21 protein-coding genes are annotated in these 24,495 nt (G+C 35.2%); all 21 read right to left on the reverse strand.

Going from position 1 to position 24,495, the window contains the following annotated elements:
• Nucleotides 1-368: 368 nt before the first annotated feature.
• Nucleotides 369-1,454, reverse strand: coding sequence for a glycosyltransferase family 4 protein (locus tag BSCG_RS22225; RefSeq protein WP_008775061.1), 1,086 nt, complete (start codon nucleotides 1,452-1,454; stop codon nucleotides 369-371).
• Nucleotides 1,455-1,485: 31 nt separating this feature from the next.
• Nucleotides 1,486-2,553, reverse strand: coding sequence for a radical SAM/SPASM domain-containing protein (locus BSCG_RS22220; protein WP_008775062.1), 1,068 nt, complete (start codon nucleotides 2,551-2,553; stop codon nucleotides 1,486-1,488).
• Nucleotides 2,554-2,583: 30 nt separating this feature from the next.
• Nucleotides 2,584-3,570 (reverse strand): acyltransferase family protein, encoded by a 987-nt coding sequence (locus tag BSCG_RS22215; RefSeq protein WP_008775063.1) that lies wholly within the window; start codon nucleotides 3,568-3,570, stop codon nucleotides 2,584-2,586.
• Nucleotides 3,567-4,745: a glycosyltransferase gene (locus tag BSCG_RS22210; RefSeq protein WP_008775064.1), complete on the reverse strand. Its 1,179-nt coding sequence runs from the start codon at nucleotides 4,743-4,745 to the stop codon at nucleotides 3,567-3,569. Before BSCG_RS22210 ends, BSCG_RS22215 begins: the two co-directional genes overlap by 4 nt.
• A 69-nt stretch (nucleotides 4,746-4,814) precedes the next feature.
• Nucleotides 4,815-5,912 (reverse strand): glycosyltransferase, encoded by a 1,098-nt coding sequence (locus BSCG_RS22205; RefSeq protein WP_008775065.1) that lies wholly within the window; start codon nucleotides 5,910-5,912, stop codon nucleotides 4,815-4,817.
• 55 nt (nucleotides 5,913-5,967) lie between these two features.
• Nucleotides 5,968-7,077 carry a glycosyltransferase gene (locus BSCG_RS22200; RefSeq protein WP_004315202.1) on the reverse strand — a complete coding sequence of 370 codons (1,110 nt, stop codon included), beginning with the start codon at nucleotides 7,075-7,077 and terminating at the stop codon, nucleotides 5,968-5,970.
• 356 nt (nucleotides 7,078-7,433) lie between these two features.
• Nucleotides 7,434-8,270 carry a hypothetical protein gene (locus tag BSCG_RS0127240; protein WP_008775067.1) on the reverse strand — a complete coding sequence of 279 codons (837 nt, stop codon included), beginning with the start codon at nucleotides 8,268-8,270 and terminating at the stop codon, nucleotides 7,434-7,436.
• Nucleotides 8,271-8,421: 151 nt separating this feature from the next.
• Nucleotides 8,422-9,564, reverse strand: a complete 1,143-nt coding sequence (locus BSCG_RS22195; RefSeq protein WP_004315204.1) for a polysaccharide pyruvyl transferase family protein — start codon at nucleotides 9,562-9,564, stop codon at nucleotides 8,422-8,424.
• 253 nt (nucleotides 9,565-9,817) lie between these two features.
• Nucleotides 9,818-10,867, reverse strand: coding sequence for a hypothetical protein (locus BSCG_RS22190; protein ID WP_008019051.1), 1,050 nt, complete (start codon nucleotides 10,865-10,867; stop codon nucleotides 9,818-9,820).
• 3 nt (nucleotides 10,868-10,870) lie between these two features.
• Nucleotides 10,871-11,734: an aldo/keto reductase family protein gene (locus BSCG_RS22185; RefSeq protein ID WP_008775069.1), complete on the reverse strand. Its 864-nt coding sequence runs from the start codon at nucleotides 11,732-11,734 to the stop codon at nucleotides 10,871-10,873.
• Nucleotides 11,724-13,268, reverse strand: a complete 1,545-nt coding sequence (locus BSCG_RS22180) for a lipopolysaccharide biosynthesis protein (protein WP_008775070.1) — start codon at nucleotides 13,266-13,268, stop codon at nucleotides 11,724-11,726. The genes BSCG_RS22185 and BSCG_RS22180 overlap by 11 nt, the downstream gene beginning before the upstream one ends.
• Nucleotides 13,265-14,341 (reverse strand): 3-oxoacyl-ACP synthase III family protein, encoded by a 1,077-nt coding sequence (locus tag BSCG_RS22175; RefSeq protein WP_004315208.1) that lies wholly within the window; start codon nucleotides 14,339-14,341, stop codon nucleotides 13,265-13,267. The genes BSCG_RS22180 and BSCG_RS22175 overlap by 4 nt, the downstream gene beginning before the upstream one ends.
• A 2-nt stretch (nucleotides 14,342-14,343) precedes the next feature.
• Nucleotides 14,344-14,574 carry an acyl carrier protein gene (locus BSCG_RS22170; RefSeq protein ID WP_004315209.1) on the reverse strand — a complete coding sequence of 77 codons (231 nt, stop codon included), beginning with the start codon at nucleotides 14,572-14,574 and terminating at the stop codon, nucleotides 14,344-14,346.
• 17 nt (nucleotides 14,575-14,591) lie between these two features.
• A complete protein-coding gene (locus BSCG_RS22165) occupies nucleotides 14,592-15,392 on the reverse strand; it encodes a GNAT family N-acetyltransferase (protein ID WP_004315210.1) in 801 nt (266 codons plus the stop codon).
• Nucleotides 15,379-16,902, reverse strand: a complete 1,524-nt coding sequence (locus tag BSCG_RS22160; protein ID WP_004315211.1) for an amino acid adenylation domain-containing protein — start codon at nucleotides 16,900-16,902, stop codon at nucleotides 15,379-15,381. The genes BSCG_RS22165 and BSCG_RS22160 overlap by 14 nt, the downstream gene beginning before the upstream one ends.
• A gap of 19 nt (nucleotides 16,903-16,921) precedes the next feature.
• Complete coding sequence (locus BSCG_RS22155; protein ID WP_004315212.1) at nucleotides 16,922-17,152, reverse strand: hypothetical protein; 231 nt, start codon at nucleotides 17,150-17,152, stop codon at nucleotides 16,922-16,924.
• 18 nt (nucleotides 17,153-17,170) lie between these two features.
• On the reverse strand, nucleotides 17,171-18,973 hold the full coding sequence (locus BSCG_RS22150) for a Coenzyme F420 hydrogenase/dehydrogenase, beta subunit C-terminal domain (RefSeq protein WP_004315213.1): 1,803 nt from the start codon (nucleotides 18,971-18,973) through the stop codon (nucleotides 17,171-17,173).
• A 50-nt stretch (nucleotides 18,974-19,023) separates the two neighbouring features.
• A complete protein-coding gene (locus BSCG_RS22145) occupies nucleotides 19,024-20,436 on the reverse strand; it encodes an undecaprenyl-phosphate glucose phosphotransferase (RefSeq protein WP_004315214.1) in 1,413 nt (470 codons plus the stop codon).
• Nucleotides 20,437-20,455: 19 nt separating this feature from the next.
• Nucleotides 20,456-21,589: a chain-length determining protein gene (locus tag BSCG_RS22140; RefSeq protein ID WP_032849327.1), complete on the reverse strand. Its 1,134-nt coding sequence runs from the start codon at nucleotides 21,587-21,589 to the stop codon at nucleotides 20,456-20,458.
• A gap of 15 nt (nucleotides 21,590-21,604) precedes the next feature.
• The gene (locus BSCG_RS22135; protein ID WP_008775072.1) at nucleotides 21,605-24,019 is read right to left on the reverse strand and encodes an SLBB domain-containing protein; all 2,415 of its coding nucleotides are present in this window, start codon (nucleotides 24,017-24,019) and stop codon (nucleotides 21,605-21,607) included.
• The coding region (locus BSCG_RS22130; protein ID WP_008775073.1) for a UpxY family transcription antiterminator at nucleotides 23,997-24,495 on the reverse strand (499 nt) is incomplete at its 5' end. The genes BSCG_RS22135 and BSCG_RS22130, both read right to left, overlap by 23 nt.

The raw sequence follows: 24,495 nt of genomic DNA on the forward strand, positions 1-24,495 counted from the left end.
TCTCCCAATGTTTTTTCTTTATATTTGTGTGTCTAAATACATCACTATACGTAAAATTAGGAAATATCAACGATCTTCACAGACAGTTGATATAGTGGGAAATTCACATCGGCTTTAACCTCCGATGTCAGGGCGTAGATCAGAAATGTACCGTCGTACGATTTCCAATCCACAATGTAGGAGAATCATGCTGTAAACAGCATGAAGCTAGGGACCTACATTTTTTCATCTCACATACGAAACACTCACGTGTTTATTACATCTCAACATTTTCAACATTTATTTTATACCATATCTTTTTCTTGGATAAATCGTTTTATCATACGTATTATCATTAGCATTATTAACTAATATTTCATTGGAGGATATTATTGTAATACTAATTTATATACATCTATTACCTGTTTTGCTATTACATCCCAATTATATAAACTCATATCGTACTCTATCCGACGCAGCCCTTGTTCCATCTGCTCTTCTAGTTTTTCTTGTAGCTGTTCTACATCCCCTACTTTGAAATAACATGAATAAGGTAACCCCACTTCCATATTTGCTGGAATATTGCTTACAATGACAGGCAATTTATAGCTCATAGCTTCCAATAATGCGATAGGTAACCCTTCATGTGAAGATGGAAGAACAAAACAACATGCATTAGCAAGTAAAGAATGTAATTTCCGACCTTTTATAAAACCAGTTAATACTACTCCACATTCTCTCGACCTTTTTTTCAAACTGCGTGAGTAATCATCCTCAAAATCTGCGTCCCCCGCCAACACCAACTTATAGTCACTTGCACATATTCCAGCAAAAGCTTCTACTAAATGATGAAGATTCTTTTCAGGAACAAACCGACACATACCCAAAATATACTTTCCTTTCTCAATCCCCAATTCATTAAAATATTCTGGATAGTCACAAACTTCAGGCTCCGGAACTCCATTGTTAATTAAATGGCAGTCTCTTCTACCATATTTTCTCACCAGAAGGTCGTTAATGACTTCAGATATAACAATTACTTCATTAGCAAAAATCGTTCCCATACGCTCTCCTAATTTCAGCATTGTTTTAGCAAAAAAGCCCCATTTATCACGATCATAATCGGGACCATGGTGAGTAAACACAACCTTTATTCCTAGTAGTCTAGCTATAGGCACAAGTAAAGCCGGACCGATAGCATGAATATGAACAATGTCAGCTTTCTGGAATTTAGCTTCAAGAATAGCCTTGAAAGTATGTACGATTGCTTCAAAAGATTTCTTTTTAGGAGTTTCTATATCAATAAGCCTCACATTTTTGTATTCAGTCATGTTATCTTTCACATAACTTTTCCGACGTACTATTGTTATATCAAACCCCATTTCAGCAATTCGGGGAAATAACTCTTGACAATGCGTTTCAACACCACCCAAAATATCTGGGATACCACGAGTTCCGGTAACAAAGATCTTCATAGAATTAGTACAAAGAATACGTGTTCTATAATCAAAAAACTTCCCGTAAGTCTCCTTGAGAAGGATCTTGCCCCACGTTATACCAACATTTGTCCAAACAAGCTGTTTTTCCCTGCAAACTCCGTAATTTATTTTTTAAAGCCCATTTCAGCGGATACTTTATATATTTATGCATCACAGGTGAAGCCGTTCCTACCATCCAGCAGTTTTTAGGGCAACGGCGTACCATTTGGCGTACTTGTTCTGCTTGTTCCCCTTCCCATATTTCTTTGAAGTTGGGAGTCTCACGAATATTCCCCATACGCTTTTTCCAATACTTCTTTTCTAAACCATTACAGGGATAAATATCACCATAGGGCTCTACAAAAAAGTTCATTTCGCCAGCTTGACAGGGCAACATACGCCGTGAACCTTCTATATAATTGATTAGTCCCATATTGAAAAAAGCCCGCATCCATGATTTAGGATGTTTTTCTTTAAGTTGCAGATTTATCAGTTTTTCAAAATCGCCACAAACCTCCTCCTTATTGGTTATCACATTATCATCTTTGTGAAAATAATAAGAGTTATGAAAAGCAGCTGTAGCAAATTCCATACCCAAAGACCGGGATAGTTGATAAAGAGAAAGCATATCTTTAGAGTTGTTGTTGGAAACAGTACAACCGAAACCTATATCTTTCACACCCATATCTTTTAATGTAAGCAAAGTCCGAAGTCCTTTGTCGAAACCTCCCGCATGTCCTCTAAGCTCATCATTTTTACAACTAAGCCCTTCGATAGAAATACGGATACCAATATTAGGGAATTTCTTAGCCAAGGCTATTACCCGGTCCTCATACCAGCCAGAAGTCGATATAACCACGCGAGGAGATTTTGTGAAACACACTTCTACTATTTGATCCAGATCTTCACGAATGAACGGTTCGCCACCGGTTAGATTGATGAACTTTACAGAAGGTAACAATTTGATTTCTTCGGGAGTTATTTCCTTCCTTTTATCGGTCGGATGTTCCCATATATTACACATTTTACAGCGCATCGGACAACGATAAGTTGTGATGATGCACATATCCGTAGGTTGGGGAATATTAATTGACATTGTTTATATAATTAAAGAAATAGTGATATTTTATAGTCCAAAACATTGACGTATGAATGGACTTTCTATTTTTTGAATCATCTTTGATATTAAAACAGGCATGTAAAGAGCTAACAATATACTCAACACATATAAAGGCCAGTATAATAATTCGTTATCTAATTTTGCATATAAAAATCTTATTCCCATTTGAAAAAACAGACCCATTAAAAAAATCTGAAAGGTATAATCCCTGAAACTTGAAAAGAGGCGAGTCCAATAATGGGATAAGAGTAAACATAAAGCAACAGAGAAAGCTATCCCTGTAAAGGTTAAGAAAATGCCAGGAAGTACAAGTATATTAGAAAGGACAAAAAACATAAGAGAAACTACAAAAAAGCATTTTGTATCGGTATATTTATAGGCATCAAACTTAAAAAAGAGTAGCCCCGAATAAAAATAAACCAAATAATAAGCTACTTGCGAAAAACAAAGAATCTCTATATCTTTAGGAAAAAACAGATTCAATAATAATGCAGTTATCCACACACTTACTATACATTTATTCCACTGCAATGACCATTTAAAAACAGGATAAAAAAGAAATATTATAAAAAGAGTTATTATAAACCACATTTCCCCTAAAGGATTTGAAGCTGGATAAAGAACACTATTGATTATTTGTTTGAAAGACAATTCGACTGGTCTTTTCATCAACGGATTAAATATATACTTCAGAACAAAAGTAACTAATGTGAAAAAGATGAAAGGAATCAATAACCTCTTGGCCTTATCTCTAATAGTAACTACGTATTTTTTATCTTTTCTGATTTTTGTATAATATAATAAACCTCCTGATATAAACATAAATAAAGGCATATGAAACCCGTAGATGATTCGTTCAACTTCTGCACTAATAGGAGTTGCCGGATTCTCGAATATATTGGTTAGCGTGACATGTCCTATGACTACTAAGAGCATACTCCAGCCCTGCAAAATTGATATCCAATATATTTTAGCTTCTTTTCCTACATTCATTGTTGATACAGCTCTAATAATTCATTGTAATATTTCTCAGATGAATAACGTATCTGAGAACTTTTTGCTAGTTGTTTATAATCCACATTTAATATAAACATCTTTTCTATTTTATTCTTCAAATCCATAATATTGCGACTTTCAAAACACATTCCATTTATTCCTTCTTTTATCAATTCAGGGATACCACCAATATTAGCTCCTAAAACTGGAGTACCCAGACATTGAGCCTCAATCACACTTAGAGGATTATTTTCATACCACTCTGATGGAACTACACTAAAACGTGCTTTACCCACTATTTCCTTTATTTCAGGCCATTCTTTATAACCTGTAAATTCAATATTTGCCCCTTTTGCTTTTTCTTTTAAAAAATCTGCCAGTGGACCACCACCTATAATTTTCAGATGATAAGGAAGAGTCCGGGCAGCCTCTATCAATGTTTCGATTCCTTTCTCAAAAGATAACCTTCCTATGAAGCAATAGTAGTCTTCTTTATCATAAGAGTCTCTCTTAGTCCTTTCAATATCAATAAAATTACAAAGAGTATACATCTTTTTTCTCTCGAATCCACCTTGAGCCATTTTATTGTACATAAACTGACTTGGACAAATAAATACATCCGTGTAGCTTTCCAACTTTTCACAACTCCATTTCACCGCCTCTTTATATGCAAGTATACTTGCCAATTTGGAGTTTTTCATACATTTATATTCCAATACTTTATGTTTATCAGCAAAGCACTCCTCACATACTTTATTCCCATTACGAAGGCAATCATACCTTGGACAAAGCAGTTTGTAATCATGCAACGTCCAAATAACTTTAATTCCTCGTTCATGAGCCAAACGAGCTATCACTGGTGATAATTGTGTATGAATATTATTCAGGTGTACCACATCCGGCTTGAAATCATTGAGTAAAGAATTAAATTTCCTCTTCACTTCACCTAAACCAAACATACGCATAAAGGTTTCGAGCATACCTACTCCAGAAGTAAACTTTATTTCATTAGGAAAATACCGTTTCCACTCAGTCTCAATATTCTCTGGATAATCCATAGCAAATACTGCCACATCATGCCCATAGGTCTTAAGCAGTTGTTCAAGATTAAGCATATATATGCAGTCACCACCACGACGATAGTAGAACTTATTCGCTAACAAAATTTTCATAATAACTAATAAAACAAAAGTTGCTAATTAATACATTTTCATCTTAGAGTAATAAACATAGCTGAAGAACTATTTTTGTCCAAATATTTCCAAGAAGAGTTTAGCAGAATGTGTGTTTGTAAAATATTCTCTACACTTTATACAATTTCCTACATATTCTTCATTTTTGTCCACAAGCAACTTCATATCCATTTCATTCCAATTATCCTTAGCGATACCTAAATCATAGTTTATAATGTAATCTGAAGAAGCAGGTTTCAAATTGGTTAGGATGGGGGTACCAGATATAATAGCCTCAGGAATTGAAACCATATTTAAGTCTTTTCGAGTATTCACCAAAAAAGCCAATGACTCTCGGATATATTCATTCAACTTACTTTGCGACAAGAAACCAACAAACTCAATACAATTTTGCAATCCCAAATCATCAACAAGATGTTTTAAATTTGTTTCTTCTTCTCCTCTCCCAGCAATCAACAACTTGATATCCTCATAATTTCTCATTTGATGAAACTTTGCAAAAATATGAATAATACTATCCACATTTTTACGCAGGATTAGTTGTGAAGAACTGATAACTTGGCGCTTCTTTTTTGTAAATAACACAAATTTATCAATGTCAATGCCATGATCTACAATGATACTCGAAACACGAGGCATATAATGACTTACAAAGTCATATGCCATCCGAGAACGAGGTATTACAGCCATGATCTTCCGCATAAAGAATCGAGCAATAATGTTATACCATATCTTGGATGGGATCTGATACAACTTATTTTGATGTGTAGTGAGCTCCTGCCAAATCAATGTCTTCTTTGGGCACATCATTGCTGCATAAAGTGACTGAAATTGAAATACCTCACTAGAAATAATCATATCAAATTCTTTATGACATTCTTTGAGATATCGTTTCATCGTTTTACTATATGGTAATACAGATGGTTTACACAATTTTGTATAATCAGATGAAAAGAACCTCACATCAAAATCATAATCTTCTTCTCTTATAGGACGATATTCGTTTGCAGCTGCTAAAGTAACTTGATGCCCCAACTTTACAAATCCCATACATACCCCATATATCATTGTATCTTTTATTGTTTTCACTTGGGGAATATCCGTCTCTGCAGTAAAAAGAATACTGTTTAAAATAAGAATTTTCATTATTATTAAATCAAAAGATTCATTCTCACAATTATATCAACACTCAAAAGATCAATCAAGATTTATTATATAAATGTTTATATCCAGTTATTAATGTATCAGTTGAATATAATTTCTCATAATAACCGCTATCTCCTATATGGCTTTTTTCATTCAATTTCACTCTGATTTTCTCACTCAAATCATATATATTTCCAGACTGGAAAACAGATGTTTGCAAACTTATATTATCAATAAAAAAAGGAATATCCGATACTAACAACTTTTTTTTAAAATAATATGCTAATGATAAAACTCCTGACATAGTAGCCGAACGATAAGGATAGACTACTATAGCTGCATTTTCATATAAATACTTCAATTCACTATCTTCTATAAATCTATTTATTCTAATTTCACCTTTTTGAATATTTGTATCAAAATATTGAATACCTTTTCCAGCCACAACCAAAAAAGAATTTTTATTTCTCAGAAGCCTATATGCATTCAATAGTAAATCTACTCCTTTATATTTATCCACAGAACCAAAAAAAAGAATATAATTTGTAATTCCATTCAGTTCTCTTACCACTCTCTCTCCACTCACTATTTGTGATGTAACAAGCGTTGGAAAACAAGTTAAATTTACTTTCTTACTAGGATATCTATCTTTAAGAGCTATATATTGTGTTCGAGAAGAAGTCGTTAGATTAGGAATTATCTTCATATTTATTTTTGTACTCCAATTAATATAACAACTTATCAAACGTCCAGCTAAACTTTTACGTTCTCCCTCATGAGGCCACAAATCATGAACTGTATAATACACACTATTATTTCCTCTCAATTTTAAATAGATAAATAAAGTCAATGTAAAATCTATTGTTAAAAAATGAATACATTCAATATGATTATCCCTTATCGTTTTATTTATATTAGAGATTAATTTAGACGGCCAAATTTTAAAAAGAAGTTTTTCTAAAATACAATTAGCTGGCGCTTCTATACATATAGTTTTCTTCTTTGCTTTTTCACAGAGTAAAGGTTCATATTTAAATTTTCCTCTTGATACAACAACAGCATAAACCTCAAACTCACTACTCTCCGATAATCTATTTATAATAGATGATGCGAAAGAAAGCATGCCTGGCGCATACTCTGAAGCTATTAATAGTACTTTCTTCATTTGGGCCTACAACGTTTTAATTCTCGAATAATACAACATCATAAACAACAGAAATAATAGTAAGATTTCACATGATCCAATAGTGGATGCAATACCTCCCATAAGGATAATAAATAGAGCGATGATACGGCTATAATAGTTCCTTTTACTATCTATAATTATTCCATATATATAATGAACAAACAATAACCATAAGATGTAAAATATAAAATAACTATATCCAAAATTTATATATAAATCATTACTCAAAGTAGTATAAATTCCTCCTCCATCAAAATCATATCCCACCAATTCCTTTAGTTTATAATCAAAAGCAAGAGGCTTATCTGACCATAAAAAACGAGGTATTATTTTTACTAATCCCACATAATATTCCTCACCAAAAAAATATTTTCTGTCCCGACAGAATTCATTATAGGAATAGAGTTAGCCTGATAAAGCAGAATGGGATATGAGAAAAACACAGCAATTTGAGATGCTATAAGAGTTAAATCACCTCCTCTAATCCCCTGTAATGTTCCAGCAGCCAATGGAATTGCCAAATAGTATGCAATGTATTCATACCACTTAAATCCTCTCTTCTTAAAATGAAAAAACAAAAGAAATAATGTAGCACCTACTAGAACTCCTCCCTTATTGCCCGTTGTTAAAAATAAAAAAGCTCCTAAACAAAAAGAATAAAAGGCTATAGATCTATAAAAGTTCCATGATTTTTGAAGAAAAAGAACAAGCATAACAATTTGTATTCCCAACATAGGAATATCTCGAACAATTCCAAGCCCTATCTCACTAGTTCTTCTTAAATCTTCAATGTCGTTACCTTTCAGTAAATTTGTTAAAACTCCAGACATCATCCCCGCACAAAAAAGAAACAATGCGAAGCAACAAATTATAATCTTTCTCTTTCTATTCAATTTTATAGAAAAAGATGGAATATCTAGAGTCGTTTGTATCAACAATTGTTTTCGAAAAGCATACAAAAACAAAAGATTTATTACTGTTGCTGTAAATGTTGTGTATTGCAAATTTTCAGGTATATCAGGATAAAAAAGTAAAAATGGAACAATGTCATTAAATACAAAATTCAGATAAATAATAATATATGGAGAAAAAATATATAATGTCTTTGACTTAGAATATTTAAAAAGTAGATAGACAATAATGATTATATACGAATATAATAATAATTCCATATGTTGATGTGCAAAAATGACATGTAGTATTTAGAAATCTACCTTCAAATATTTTTCTCTTAAATAATAGTTAGTATTCTTTTTGTTACTGGACATAATCTTTTTAAGATTTAGTTAACAGAAACAAAGGTCAGCACTTTTTCATAGATGCCTATATTTCTTTTGGGGACATTAACATACCACAGCTTGATTCTTTCAATAAATCTAAAGAATAGTTCTGTAAGTCCAACAATCTATCATTTATAGTATTCCAATCTATATTATTTACATCAAAGTCTTTATTATTACAATCATATAGAGCTTTTTGTAGTCCAAACATCGCCAACAGAGACTCTATCCTAGCTAGCCCCCTCTCTTTATTAGCTATAACGATAAAAGGTTTGTTAAATATTATAGCAAACACACAAGCATGAAAAGAATCTGTAACCACCATACGTGCATCCATAAATCCACGCAACCATTGTTCTACTGGTGGCTGAATACGCTCTGCCAAAGGAGCATTTTGAACCTCCACACGTGAATTGACATGGAAAGGAATCAACCCCATATCATCTGCCAGTTTTGATATTAAATTGATTTTGGATTTCTTTTCATCCAAAATATAACACAATAGCGAACCTTTACTTTTTGTAACATTAGCTTTTTCCACCAAATACATGTAATCTTTAGTACTCAACAACATAGTGGGATCCAACACATGATTAGCTTTCACTCCAAAATGCTTGTGACATAATCCTATACCAGATTCTTCACGTACACTTATAAGATCAAATTTTCGTAGCAATTCTCCACATAGCCTTGTTTGTTTCTTTGTGTATTCCCACTTACTCGTTCCAAAAGAGGCAGCATAAGCAATCCGTTTAATATCCCAATCTTTTGCAAAATCCAAATAAGCATTTTCTATTTTACCAGGATAAAACATAGGACGCCATACTTGATCACTGCCTACAACAAAAGCATCAAAATCATCTTCCTTCAATACAAACAAATCCTCCACCTTCAAACGATGAATATATTTATCAATAAACAACTCTGTGTTTTGACTAACAATCGGATAAGTACGATTATAATATGATTCAAAAAAAACTCGACCACCTCTACCCAATATATATTTCTGTATTATCCGCTTAGGATAAGAGTAAGGCCATTTCCAAATAGGTAGCAAAAGGTGATGCCTCTTATTTAGCACTACTACCTCATGCCCCATCCTTTCCAACACCGTTTGCAAAGCATACGCTTGGAGTATTCCTCCATAATTAGTATGCAGTTGGAGTGTTAATATTCCAATTTTCACACGTACTCCTCCTTTATTGATTTTATTATTTTACGAATTGCATTATTCTCAAACTTGCAATGTAATGTTTAAGTTAATTTCATTTTTGTATTCAAAAACTTGAATATACTATCAGGCGCACCTCCCTATAATAAGGGATGATAATTTATTAACTATTGCCATAGTACCACCGCTATTTTCGAGCAATAATATTTACAGAAGTACTATTATTCCTCATATAAAGACCCACAAAGAGAACTGTCTTAACTATCTATCAAATCATCTTTAAGTCAATCAATACTCGTTTCGTAAAAGTTGTACGTCCCTTGACATTCATAAAAAGATCATTAAAAAAAAGATCATCAGTCTGAAACTCTAAGACTTTGGTATAATCAAAATATGGGACATTATATTCACTAAATTCACGAATAAAAGAATCAATGTATATCTCTCTAAATCGTTCTGTAAAATAAGTAGATAACTTTTTAGACACAGGAGGCATAATAAATACAGGCTTATAGCCTCTCTCGGTAATATAATCCAATATCATTTTCATTAATTGCACAGATTGTCTTCTCGCTTTTTGAAGTTCTAAAGATAAAGGTGCTTCTAAATCTTTAATATTAAATTCTGACTTCCAATTGTCCATCCATAACTCCGCTGTAATTGCATCAACACGATTAGTAAGATCAGAATCATACAATATTCTCTTGTCTGGTTTTACATCTCGCAACAAAAATCTCACTGCCAGCCAATTAAACAAAAGTGGATATTTATACCAATAGCGAACATGTTTAAATTGTGGTAAATATTTAGCTTGTAAATAATCCAAAACACTATAGAATTTCACCATATAAGACTTATCCTTATATATTGAAGGAATAAGATAGGCACTAACAGAAGAAAAAGGAACAATAGGAATTAAAACCGTAGCACCTTCTTTCATAAAACTATGATAAAAACGTAACAATTGGTAATCCATATCTAATCCTTGATTACCAGTAGACCAATTTGCACCCAATATCAATTTATCATAATCAAACGCAAAACGGGCGGGATTACTACCAACATTAACTATCTCAATATTGCGTGTTAAGTTCTTACGATATCCCTGATTTGAAATAAACTGATGCGTAAAAACAAATTGATTTTTCCACCAATTGGTCTTTTTCAATAGCCAATTTAAATACAGAAAAAAGACAATCAATACATAAAAAACGAATAAAGTAACAACTACCCAAGTAGAGATAAAGATCGCAAATACAAAGCTTAACAAAGCAATTAATATTACCGTCTTTTCTTTTTTTCCAATTTGAATTTTCATAATTTAAAATCCTGCACAATTTGATGATTCTGGATGATAACGATAATTCTCATTAAGAGCATCTATCAATCTCATATCTTCATTTGAAATATTAAATGTAAACACTCTCTTAATTTCTTCGATATGTTTAGGATTGAACGAACGAAAAAGCGGAGCTATATTAGATTGCAAATGCCAGCGAAGTACCAAAAGAACTAATGACACTGAATATTTACGAGATAAATCAATTAGTGTTTTGTTATATTTCATTTTATCAATCATGTTAGCCAATGAAGAACATGCTTGAAGAGCAATTTTATGTTTTTCTGAATAATCCCGTAATTGCAAACATGAGTTAAAAGGATGTATCTCAGTTTGTATAACATGAGGAACAATGGTAGCACCATACATTCGAAGACGTTCAATATGAAATATCTTAGCATTAGCAATACCAATAGAACGTACTTTGCCCTTCTTATATGCGTCCTCCAACTGAAGCCAGTTTTCTTCAAAATGATTTTGCACAGGCCAATGAAATAGCATACAATCAAGATAATCAGTTTTCATTGTTTTCAAACTATCATCCACACATTTATTCATATTCCCGACATACTGCTGATGATTATCAATTTTTGAAGTAATAAAGACTTCCTTTCGTGATATTCCCTCCGCAGCAAAACGCCTCAAAACGTAACCTATTGTACTTTCACTTTTACCATACGCATGTGATGAATCAAAGGCAACAATACCATTTCTAACAGAAGTTCGAAGAATATCATAAAAAAAATCTACTGAATAATTTGTCCATTGATCACAATGAGGAACCCCCTGTATGAGACGAGGCATTTCTACTCCATTGGATAGCACAACAGTCTTATCAATTTCCATTTTTACAAATCTTGTTTTTAACAATTTTCAGCAATTTCTCCCTTGTATTTTGGTCAATTCCTAAATAGAAAATTAAAATAATTTCAATAGAAACACTTATCAAATAATATAAAAAGAAATATCCTAACCCACTTGGAGCAAGGGAATGTATTATATATACTGGGATAACACTCAAAACAGAAATATACAAACTCTTTCCATATACATATTTATAATGTATAATCTGTGAAAACGGTTTAAATTGACGACTTAAAACGTAAATCTCGGCAACATTACACAAAATCCCATCTATAAGAAGTACATAGAACGTATAAGAGGCAGGCAATCCACAATGAAGACCTATCCATGCAATTGGTAATGGAGTAAGACCAAAGAAAATTGCCCAAATATTTATTGTTTTAATATTACCAGTAGAATGAAGGCCTTGAACTACTGGACGAGCTAATGATCTAATTATCAAATAAATCAAAATAATTTTCGTAAAAAGTTCCGTATCTTCAGGTACTTCCTCTAACCATAATCCAAGAATATAGTCCAAACGAAACAAGAGTGGAAGAATTAATATTAAAAGTAGATAGAAAGAATAGAGGGCAGAATCATTTATTAGTTTTACCATCTTCTTGTATTCTTCCTGAGCAAAGTATTTAGTAATTTGTGGTACAACTGCAGTCATGAAGTTTCCTGTAAATTGCGAGAATGCCCCTTGTACTTGATAACTTATTGCACGTGCTGNATTTACCATTGGGCCAAAGTATATATTTAAAAGAATATTCAGACCTTGACCTTGTGTTACCACAGAAAGACTTCCAACTACATCCCAACCAGAAAAAGAGAAAATTTCTTTATATATCGATTTATCTTTCACCAACTTCCACTTAGATTCATCATACTTCTTCATACAATAAATTCTATATATGATCAAAATAAGCAACTGAATAAAAAGAAGAATTATACTATAAGTGATGAGTGCATCAGACGTATCTACCCACAATAAAAAAACTACCATAAGTAACTTCAACGATACCTCTAAAATACTCACATAAGCGTAAACATTCATATTCTCATGGGCTATAATAGAAGCATTATATGGTGTCTGAGTTATTTGCATTATAAAAGTGATAATAGATGCTTGATATACTATGTTCACAGCCAATAACCGATCTGCAGGAAATTGAATATACGTATTCAAAAACCAAAGACCCACAGTTTCAGCCAAGACAAAACAAATAAGAGCAATTAGTATATGACAAACTAATGAAACATTAAATACCTGATTCATCTTCTCAACATTATTGCGTCCTAATTCATAGGCGATAAAGCGTGAAGTTCCTGATGACATCGATCCATTTATAAAAGCTAACATAGCTACTACCCCACCGACTACATTATATAATCCATAATCAGATACGCCCAACACTTGAAGAGCAACTCTTGATGTATAGAGCGCAACCCCCATAGTCAAGAGCATCCTAAAATACAAAAAAAGAGTATTCTTCGCTATCCGCTTATTATTTACAGAAATTTCTGTCATCATTCTTCGTTATTCACTTCAAACATTTCACAAAAATCAAGATTACCTATGTCAAGAATTGTTGCCCCCCATGCAAGACCTACACCAAAACCAGCAAGAAGAAGTTTCTTTTTTCCAGAAATAAGAAGAGAACCTAAATTGTGGACGATATTTACAGGAATGGTCACTCCGCTTGAGTTTCCATAGTTTTCAACGATATTGCTTGGCATCCTATCACGAGGTACACTTATTTTATCTGCTAACTTCTGAATCATGAAACGGTTTGGTTGATGAACCATATAATAATCAATTTCTGACTTTGATGTTCCTGCAGCATCGAGAACATGATGAATCATTTTAGGAACGTTGAGTTGGATCAGGTTAAAAATTTGGCTGCCATCTTCTACCATGTCATTACGAGAGCGACGATTGCCATCCTTATCTTCTTCAAGTATAGCAGATTGACTGGTAGAAGGTTCGCGCCAACCACCTGCAGGAATATTTACGGACATAGCACGACCACCATCTACGTTATAGTTACAAAGAATATCACATGGAGCATCACTCTTCTCCACAATAGTGATGGAACATGCATCACCTAACATAGGACTAATCTGACGATCATAGCGAGAAACCTTACGACTAAGAATATCTGCATTAAACAAAACGACCTTGTTAATATTCTGCTGTTCAAGTAACATAAAGGCTTGTATGAGCCCTAGAATATATCCGGCGCACCCTTGTACAATGTCCATACATAATACATCCACTCCCAAGCCAAGACGCCCTTGAATTAGGTTACAAGTTGGTGGAAGAAAGTAATCCTGACTCTGAGTAACAAGAATCATAGCATCAATATCCTTTTTACATAACTTTCCTGTAGCAAAAAGATACTCCATACCCTGCACACAAATATCAGATACACAAAGCTCTTTATCAAAAATACGTCGCTTATTATAGCCCATAGTAAGCTTCAATTTTGTAGCCTTTGATTCAGAAAAGTTATAATATTCCAACTCATTATCAAAATAAATTTCCTTTGATGGAAGTATGGAAAGTATACCCGTAATTTTTTTATTTTTAAATCGGAAGTCCATAACTATTTTACACCATTTTTAGACAACAATTTCATAATATTGTCGATAGTAGAAAAATTTTCAGGAACAACATCAAGACCGTCAATATTTATGTTATAAGTTAATTCTAGTTCAGCAACAAGATTAACAACATCTAGAGAATCAATCATACCTTCTTCTATGAAATCTACATCTTCTGTAAAATCAAACTCCGGACGAAGATTTGTCAAAATCTCAATAATTTGCTCTTTCATAATTTTATTTTTATCTGTTAGACTTTTTTATTTAATAAAACGTAATCATAGAGTGATTCAGCTATATACCCATAATGTTTATAGCGTTTTATTGCATTATCATTCGTTGAAATAACCCAGTGCATCTGACGCTTAGTACCTTTTGCTAAATTCATAAGTGAATGATATAAAAAAGCGCCTATATGTTGGTTTCTATACATCTTATCAACCCACCAAAAACGCAAATACATATTCAGTTTTGATAATTCAAATAATATCAAACCTTTAATTTTACTTTCAGCTCTAAATATCAATATCTCCTTTTTACTAATAGCCAATGCTAACTCACCTTTGGTTGGAATTTGCTCGGATAATGGATCAAAATCTTGATTAAGAATATGGTAAATCTCATCTATGTCCTTAATGGTTGCCATATCTGCAATCTTCTCCATCTCATATTGAAGTGGATACCCAATATGATACATACGATATAGACTCTTATACTCATAGAAACCAATATTAACCAACGCATCCTTAACAACATTTTCTTTTGCACCAAGAATATCAATACTCAATAATTCATTGCAAAACGAAGCCTTTTGTAATGCCGCACAGAGACTATCGGTTGAAGTAGCAGTGAAGAAAAGATGATAAAAATTACCATTTTCATGCAAAAAGAAAATACATTCTGGAGTCTCATGAACAAAGAATTCTCCAGTTTCTATCCATATAGAGTGTTTCTCTACATTAAGATAAAAATTCGTAATAAGCCCTTTACGGAGAGAACGGATAAAACAAGTGAAATTCTGGATCTCCTCTATTGATTTAATTCGAACCATTACTTATAAAATCGTTATAATATTTACGATCAATTTTGCCACTAGAATTTTGTTTTATCACATCTACACGATGATATTCTGAAGGAAGCATATACTTAGGCACCTTAGTAAGTATAACTTTACGAAACTCTATCATATTAGGTTCTTCTTTAGCTTGATAAATAAGAACAATCTTTTTACGCATGAAATCATAAACTACACAACAGTTTTCAATCATTTGGCTAGCAAGAGCGGCTGTTTCAATTTCACCTAGTTCAATACGATATCCATTGTGTTTAATTTGAGAATCTTTACGTCCTACATACATAATCTCGCCCAGTTCATTTCTATAAACGATATCGCCAGTACAATAAATGATCTCCGGATAATGTTTGTTCAATGGATTTTGGATAAAAGCTTCTGCCGTTTTTTGAGGATTGTTATAATATCCCAAAGCAAGTGAAGAACCTCGAACACAGAGCTCTCCTTGCTCATTCACAACACAAGGCTTAAAATCTGCATTGAGAATCAGCACATCACTATTTTTGCATGGAAATCCGATAGGTAATGGTTCATCATCATTAAACTCACGTTCTACAGTGTAATAAGTACAATCCACTGTGATTTCAGTAGGACCATAGAGATTAACATAACGACATTCCGGCATATTGCGACGCCAATAATTAAGATGTTTATTGGGCATTACCTCACCAGCAAAAAATACATCACGGAGATATTGGGGTTTACGGCTATCAAGAATCTTGAAGTTTGCCATGTTAACAAGAACAAACGGCACCCAAAATACAAAAGTAATTTTTTTCTCGTCCAGATACTCCACCAACTTAGCTGGAAATGCAAAGAATGTATCAGGAATAATATTCAGCGTAGCACCAGTAGCATACATCAGGTAGATATCAAGCGTTGAGTTATCGAAATAAAACGGAGCCTGATTACCAATAACAGATGTTGAGTCGATATGGAAAGTTTCTATCGCCCAATCAATATAATCTATAACACCACGATGAGATACGACAACCCCTTTAGGGATACCTGTTGAACCTGATGTAAAAATAGAATAAACAGGATCTGTATCAATCTGTTTTTCCATCAACTTCTCTATTGCTATACACTGAATAGAACTGTCTGTATAAGAGTTATCAATCACTAAGATCGGACGATCAGTAATTTTCTGTAAATCTGTAAAATGCTCGCTGTCAGTAATAAGTATAGGAGTATCAAGTACTGTAATAATTGATTCCACACGACTAGAAGGAGACTTTGTATCAAGAGGCACGTAGAAGTTGCCACTCATACTAAGAGCGGCAAACGCAGTCACTGCATCGCATCCTTTTGGAATATAAACTCCAACAGGTGAATTCATAATACCATACTGACGAACCCTAGACGCCAAAATATGAGCATGTTCTAGTAATTGTGCAAAAGTTATTTCTTTTACACTATCCTGTACAGCTATTTTCTGAGGGTAAGTTTCAGCTGTACGAAGGAGATATTCAATTACGTTTTTCTGCATATTGAAAGTTTATTCGAACTTATAATTTTTCTTTAACCACATTAAAAAGGTCGTCAATCGTTTCAGCAGCCATTACCTCATCTCCTGTAATAATGACATGATATTTTTCATCAATCATAGAAATGAGGAGAAGAACTGCAAGCGATGACCACTCGTCAAGAAGTTTAAACTCAGTATCAGCAGCAAAATATGACCTGTCAGTATCTTCAAACTGAGAAGCTACATTATCAATAAAATTATTTAATTCCATATATTATCTTTTTGAGATTTATTTTTTCCATAATACATTATTCATAACCACCTTGGCCGGATTACCGGAAACAAGAGCATGGGCGGGTACATTACCATAAACCACAGAATGCGCCCCAATTATTGCACCGTCTCCAATTTTTACCCCTGGCATAATAGTACAACTTTCGCAAAGCCATACCTTGTCACCTATAATAACAGGCGCTGAATCTTTATATCCTGTGATATTGATATAATGCCCACCATTATTGTCACGTATGGTAATATTACGTCCAAACCCTACATCCTTGCCAATCTCAATCTTGTTAGCACAAACAATCACTGTGTTAAGGTTTGAAACGAGCCCACCTTTGAAAGTAAGTTCACCACCGGAAAAAACCTCAATGTCTGCTCCATAGGAAATAGAGATATCTCCAAGCACTTTAAGCGTACCGCCTTTATCAACAAGCATACGTGTTTCAAGCTTAGAATCTCTATATCTCTTACATCCGAAGTTGATCCGCCCTTCCTTAATAATCTTAGCTCCATTAGCAAACTGTACAAAAGAATATGGATAAAAAAGTATAAACTTATTTTGCAATATTTCTTTAAGAGTATTATACTTCAGCGTACGAAAGATAGAGAACGGACGACATTGTGTAGCGCACAGCAAATGTTTCACAGAACATAAAATTCGTTTTAATTGTTGTTTTTTTGACACAGGATAACCGTAAAAACCATATTTCTTAGCCACCTCACAAAATGACATCTTATCCATATCCTCAAAAAGACTTTTACGATCAACTGTCGGAAGTGCAATCGATTCATACAAGCTTACATTACCAGGGATGATTGTTTCAAAAGGTACCTCAACATAATTAAGTCTAGCCTTCACTCGCTCAAAAAATTCTTTACCTTTTTCTGAATTTATCATACCTAAAGATGTACCTATATCTTTATCTTTTAATTTATGCTGTTTGACAGATTCAATACCCCAAAAATCCGCAATAGTAATATCTGCCATACGAGGAAAACCCTTGAATTTACAATCATAGCAAGAAGGGCGACTTAGAGCACAAGTAATAAAACTTCCAATTTGAGCAAGTTGCTTATCTTTTGTTTCATAAAGATGCTTCCCGTTCTCCAAAATGACCTTTTGAGTAAGATTACGCCAACCGTATTCTTTTGATTTCGCCTTTGCATATATAACTTTTGATTCATAACGTTCATCGAATGTATCAAGATATTTGCGCCATGCCTTCGGTGAATCAATAGCACGGCAAATAAAGTCTACAATAATAAGATTATCATAGTCTTTACGGAGAAAAGCTCTCATAGCCGCCATCTGACAAGGACATCCACAGACAAGAACTTTATCACCAGACTTAAGATATTCACGTACTTGCCTATAGAAACCTTCACAGTTACTTTGCAAATATTTACTGCTGCGCAACTTAAGCAAATCACACTTGTCATCCGAGATATATTGGCGTACAGAGAAATCATCATTAAAAATAGCCCCACCTACGAATCCATTGTCTTTATACATAATATCAGCCAAGGCAGAAAAAAGTCCCCCAGAGGTGGAATCGAATACAACCTCTATATTTTTATGTTCAGCAGCATAACAAATAGGCTTCTCAAAATCATTCTTTTTCAGTACATCAATATTTATAATTGGACACACCTTTTCGCAAAGGCCACAATCAATACATTTGTCCTTATCAACTACAGGATACCAAAATCCTTCAATATCAGTTTGGAAAGTGATCGCCTCATGAGTACAAACATCTCCACAAGCATTGCAACCACAACATTCACTCTTATCTACAATTTGAATCATATACAACCTTTATCGAACAAATAAATATCTGAAAAAATATATACTATAATTTAGTATGCATTTTTTTCCCCCACAATCACATTCGCCACCGTCTTATAAATGATATATATGTCAAGCAGCATTGTCCAATGTTCCATATACCAAATATCAGCCTTTACACGTTCCTCCATCTGTGAAAGTTCCCTCGTTTCACCACGGAAACCATGCGTTTGAGCCCAGCCGGTTACTCCAGGTTTTATAAAATGCCGCACCATATATTTATCAATCAAACGGGCATAAGTCTCCGTATGAGCCAACATGTGTGGACGGGGACCAACTACCGACATATCACCCTTAAAGACATTGATAAACTGGGGAAGTTCGTCTATATTAGAACGACGAAGAAAATTTCCAAATTTTGTTTTACGAGGGTCATCAGCTGTAGCCTGTTTGCTGTCAGCTTCATCATTCACTTTCATAGAACGGAATTTGTAACACACAAAATCCACACCATTCAAACCTGTACGCATTTGCTTAAAAAATACAGGACCGGGAGAAGTCAACTTTATGATACTTCCAACTATGAGATAAACAAAAGGAAAAACAGTAACTAGAAAAAGACCGGAGAAAACAACATCGAATAGCCGTTTCAACATACGGTTCTCCATCTTGCCCAGAGGTTCATAACGCAGATTCAATATAGGCATATTGCCAACCATACTGTGCCAGATACGACGCGGAAAACCTTTACATACATTAGGAACACCATGAAAATAAAGAAGATGGTTTTCACAATGATTCATAATAGAAAAATTATAACGTCCCTCCTCCATCGACAGAGAACAAAAAACATGTTTGATACCCGGGTGTGCAGACATAAAATCTGAAAAACCGTCGGGATTACCCAAATAAGAACATTGCGATGAAAGGGCATCATTCGGTTTTATATCAAAATAACCCACGACCTCATACAGCGAAGACGCCAAAGAATTCTCCATCTCCTCATACAAAACTTGCATATTATTGCCCCCTCCTATAAAAACAGCATAACGTCTATGTTTGCCCTTAGCACAATAGACTATCAGGAAATGGCGAATAATAATGCGATAAATACTTAAGATAACAAAGAGAAAAGAGAAATAAGCGACAAAGAAAAGAGGAGAATAGATAGAGATTCCACTAAAAGTCATGATACATGCCCAAAAGATGGAAAAAGCTATAATATTCTTCAACACGCGCAATACAAGTTGGTCGGGACGAATTCCCCGACTGTCCCAAACCCTCCCACGAGAACTGGAACAGGCCAGATAACAGAGACTTAACGAAGTCATCATCCAGGAAACCCTACAAGAAAAAGGTAAAGAGACAAATACTTCTTCCCAAAAGAAAAGGAGAAAGAACAATACCAGATTCAAAATGACCAGGTCTCCCAGAACTGCTACAAATTCTATAAATTTATTGATTTGACTGGTGGTTGATACCATATCACATTAAAGATTGATTTTAGGCACATACTTCTTTGAACTTATTCAAAAAATCTTTCCCGAATAAATTCCAAAAGATAACAATACAAACTGATAGGAAAATAAAAACTAAAACATATACCTTTCTACTGGTTCCCGAAGGTTCCAAGGGGACAACAGCAGGTTCTACAACAGCAAACACTGGCTTCTCCTCCTGAACTTTAGCTCTGGCAACCTGAAGCTGACTGGCAACCTGACTGTATACCTGATAAGCAAGGCTCATATCATTCTGCAAACGTTCCTGTTCAGCACGAACACTCTGCAAAATTATATTGTCATGAGAGTCCAGATAATCAGCATATTTCTGCTGTGCAGCATAATATTCCTGCTGGCGTTCCTTGAAGAGTTTCTCCAGATAGCCACAATCCTCTTTCGCTTTGGAAGTACGATAGTCAATAATGTGTTCCTGCAACTTCTTCACTACCGAATCAGCAACTACCGCAGCCACTCTGGGGGTCTGAAAAGTGACAGCAACGGAAGTCATGGATGTCTTCTTATCCACAGAGGCACTTATCATTTTCTTCAAAGTCTCAATCTTTTTTAACTCCTTCTTTGATAATTCGATTGCACCCTGACTTGCTTTATCATAAGATATTGGCTCATCCCCTCCAGTAAACAAGGACTTTACCCCACCAATTACCATTCCTGGAAACCCGATTACATAACTCCACCAAGGAGAAGATTCTTCATCCAAATAAATACTCAATGTCATAACTTCATTTTTCGATATCGGTATTTCCATTGCGGAAAGCTCTAGTAAAAAAGGAGTAGAAGAGACAATATCAGCTGATAAGGAAGCATTCAAGGCATCAGTACCATCTCCCATAGTAACTCCACTTCCTAAAAAAGAAGCAGCTAAACCGGATAAACCACCACCTTTGTTATTACCCATTTCCGGAGAAAGGGTAACTTCAACCGTGTACTGCTTAGGGATACTTATTGCAACAATAATCCCAATCACCAAACCAATACCGGCCGCTTTATAGATCTTCTTACGAATACCTATAACCTTACGAAGAAGATCCATCAAATCGATTTCGATCTCCTCATCATTATGATTATTATGCAACTGTTTTGTTTCCTTTTCAGATGTTTGTTCCATCAAAGTAGACATAAATAAAGGTATTCGTTATTTCTTGATTAAATTAGCAATAGAGGCAATCATCATACCCAACGAACTGAAAGAAGTAGCATATCCCAAGATTTCACCCACATTAGTACGTTTCTTAGATCTACTGGGAACGATTATTTCACAACCGGGCTCGATTTGTTTCTTACCGCTACCTTTAACCTTAGTTACCTGACCATTCATATAAACAATGAACTTCTTGCTCTTCTTCGCATTATCAGAATAACCACCGGCCTGATTCAAATAATAATCAATATTCTTACCAGCTATATAAGAAACGGTATTAGGAACCATGACAGCACCATTGATCTTAACCGTATTGGTACTTTTGGGAATAAAGACCACATCATCCTCACGCAAGACAATGTCCGCCATGCTCCCCGGATTAGCTAAAGCTTTCTCCAAGTCAATGCCGACCGTAAAATGGTCTTCCACATGAATGTCCAAAGAATCCATCATAGCCTCACCCAACTGACGACTCATTAAACGGATCACATCTCCCATACGTTTCTTCTCACCCTCAGTAGCGACACGAGTCAACTTGGCACCGCGTAGGTAAGCATAATTCGTAGTACCTCCCGCTTTATTGATCAAGTCTGAAAGACGTTCCTCACGACTGGTCATGGCATAAGAGCCTCCGAACAGGATTTCACCTTCAACAACCACATTCTGCTGAGCCTGATAACCCGGACTGCGGCGAACATAAACCTCATCATAAGGTTGAAGCACAAAACCCGGTGTGCCGTCGACGACAAAACCTTCTTTCAGGGAGAATGTATACGTCCGACCGATCGTATCATTATCCACTGTACTATGGGGATTCCTGATTCTACGCGATACATCCACACGAACAACAGAAGCGGCTTCACGCAAGCCTCCGGCCTGAATAATCAAGTCTTCAAGAGTCATGTTGTCAGCATAAGGATAGGAATCAGGTTTGGCCACTTCGCCATGGATTACAACATCTCCCCTATCTTCCAAATCATGGATACTCGGAATATAAAGAATATCGTTTTTCGCCAGGATGATATTTTGGGAAGTACCATCCATGATGGCTTTAATATCAACAGGGATAACTTCAGTAGTAAGATCCTCACGCTGACGATAAAGGACAGCACGGTTCAAGAAAGCATCACCCGTCAAGCCTTGGGCTTCGTTCACCAATTCGCGGACGGTATTCAGTTTACCGTTTAGCTGGTAGATACCGGGACGGTAAACAGCTCCGCGGATTTCAAGCTTATTGATAAAGCGGTTAAGGATAGCCTCAGCTGTCACAACATCACCGTTTCGCATTTTATAGACACTATAATCAAGGTCTTTGACCATGTTTACTTCATATTCTTGGCCATTTTGACGCACAACACGCAGTGAACGGGTGTAGGCATCGGCTTCAAATCCACCGGCATAACTGATAAGCGTAGATAAATTTTCGTCCTTCTTCATTTCGAAACGCATCGGACGTTTCACTTTTCCATCGATCTTAACCAATACGTCATAGGCAGGGACTATTACTACATCACCCTCCTGAAGACGGATGTCATCCTGAATGTTGCCTTTCATGATAAATTGGTAGACGTCAATCGTGGCGATGTTCTTACCATTACGTACCAGCTGAACATTGCGAAGACTTCCTATGTCACTCACACCTCCTGCACGATAAAGTGCATGGAAGACAGTAGAAAAGGAAGAAAGAGAGTAAGTGCCCGGCTGGACTACTTCACCCATCACATTAATTTGGATAGTACGGATGCTACCCAAAGTCAGACGGATGTCAGAAGTGGGGTCATTCGTATTATTAAGACCATTATATATCTTGTTTAATGTTTTCTTGAGATAGTCATTGGCTTCAGAAATAGTCAGGCCGTTCAGGTTGACGGGACCTATTTTCTGAATGTTGATAGTGCCATCAGGAGAAATCTGTTGGCGGATAGTGTTCTGGCTGGCTCCCCAGATATCGATAATCACTTCATCACCGGGACCGAGACGGTAATTTAAAGGGGTGGCGATGTTGACACTGGGTTCAAAAGTCAGGTTACGGGTATTAAAAATGTTACGTCCGAAAACCTGATTACTACGTTCAAGGTCTTGAGTACTCGGATGGTCTTCCAGCATATCGGAGGTGTTCTCCTTCATTTCTTCACGAAGACGAGATTCATTGACATCCGTACCGGTAGCGTTGGAAGCATTGACGTTGTTCTGCTGCTCATAAAGCTGCTTCACACGCATAGCCTGTTCTTTGGTCACGCCCTTACGGGCAAGTTCGGAGGCTAATTGTTTTTGTTCTTTCCCTTGTCTAATCCCCTCTTTGACATACTCCAACACTTGAGAATCGCTCATATTTTGAGCCATCAAAGGAGAAAAAACTCCTAACAGTAGAATGAATAGAAATACGTTAAAGTTTTTTTGTGTCGTCATTACTAATCTTTGTGGGTTCTACATAACCGATTGGCATATCTACACAAGCACAGCCAAGCATATTTAAACGAACGGCAATCTTACTCTTACCCCCGACAGTCACGAGTTCGCCAACAAGGCCACTCAAAGGACCTTTTATGACACGAACTTTCTCACCACGCGCCAGTGGAGTATCATTCATACAGACTGCTTCTTCGGAATAATCGAGCATGAAACGGAAACGGGCCATCTGCTCGTCAGGAATAACGGCAGGAGTGCTTTCACCACGCATCACCATATAACGGCTAACCGTGGAGAAGCTTAGGACTTCCATACGCTCTTTTGGATTGACATGAACAAAAACCATCATGGGAAGCAAGACTGTATCAACCATCTTTCGACGGTCGCTCCATTGATGGATCTGTTGCTGAACGGGAACAAAAGAATCAATTCCCATCTTAGACAAACGCTCGGCAACTTTCTTCTCATGATGCATT

Origin of the sequence: Bacteroides sp. 2_2_4, from assembly GCF_000157055.1 — a bacterium.
GTDB classification, from domain to species: domain Bacteria; phylum Bacteroidota; class Bacteroidia; order Bacteroidales; family Bacteroidaceae; genus Bacteroides; species Bacteroides ovatus.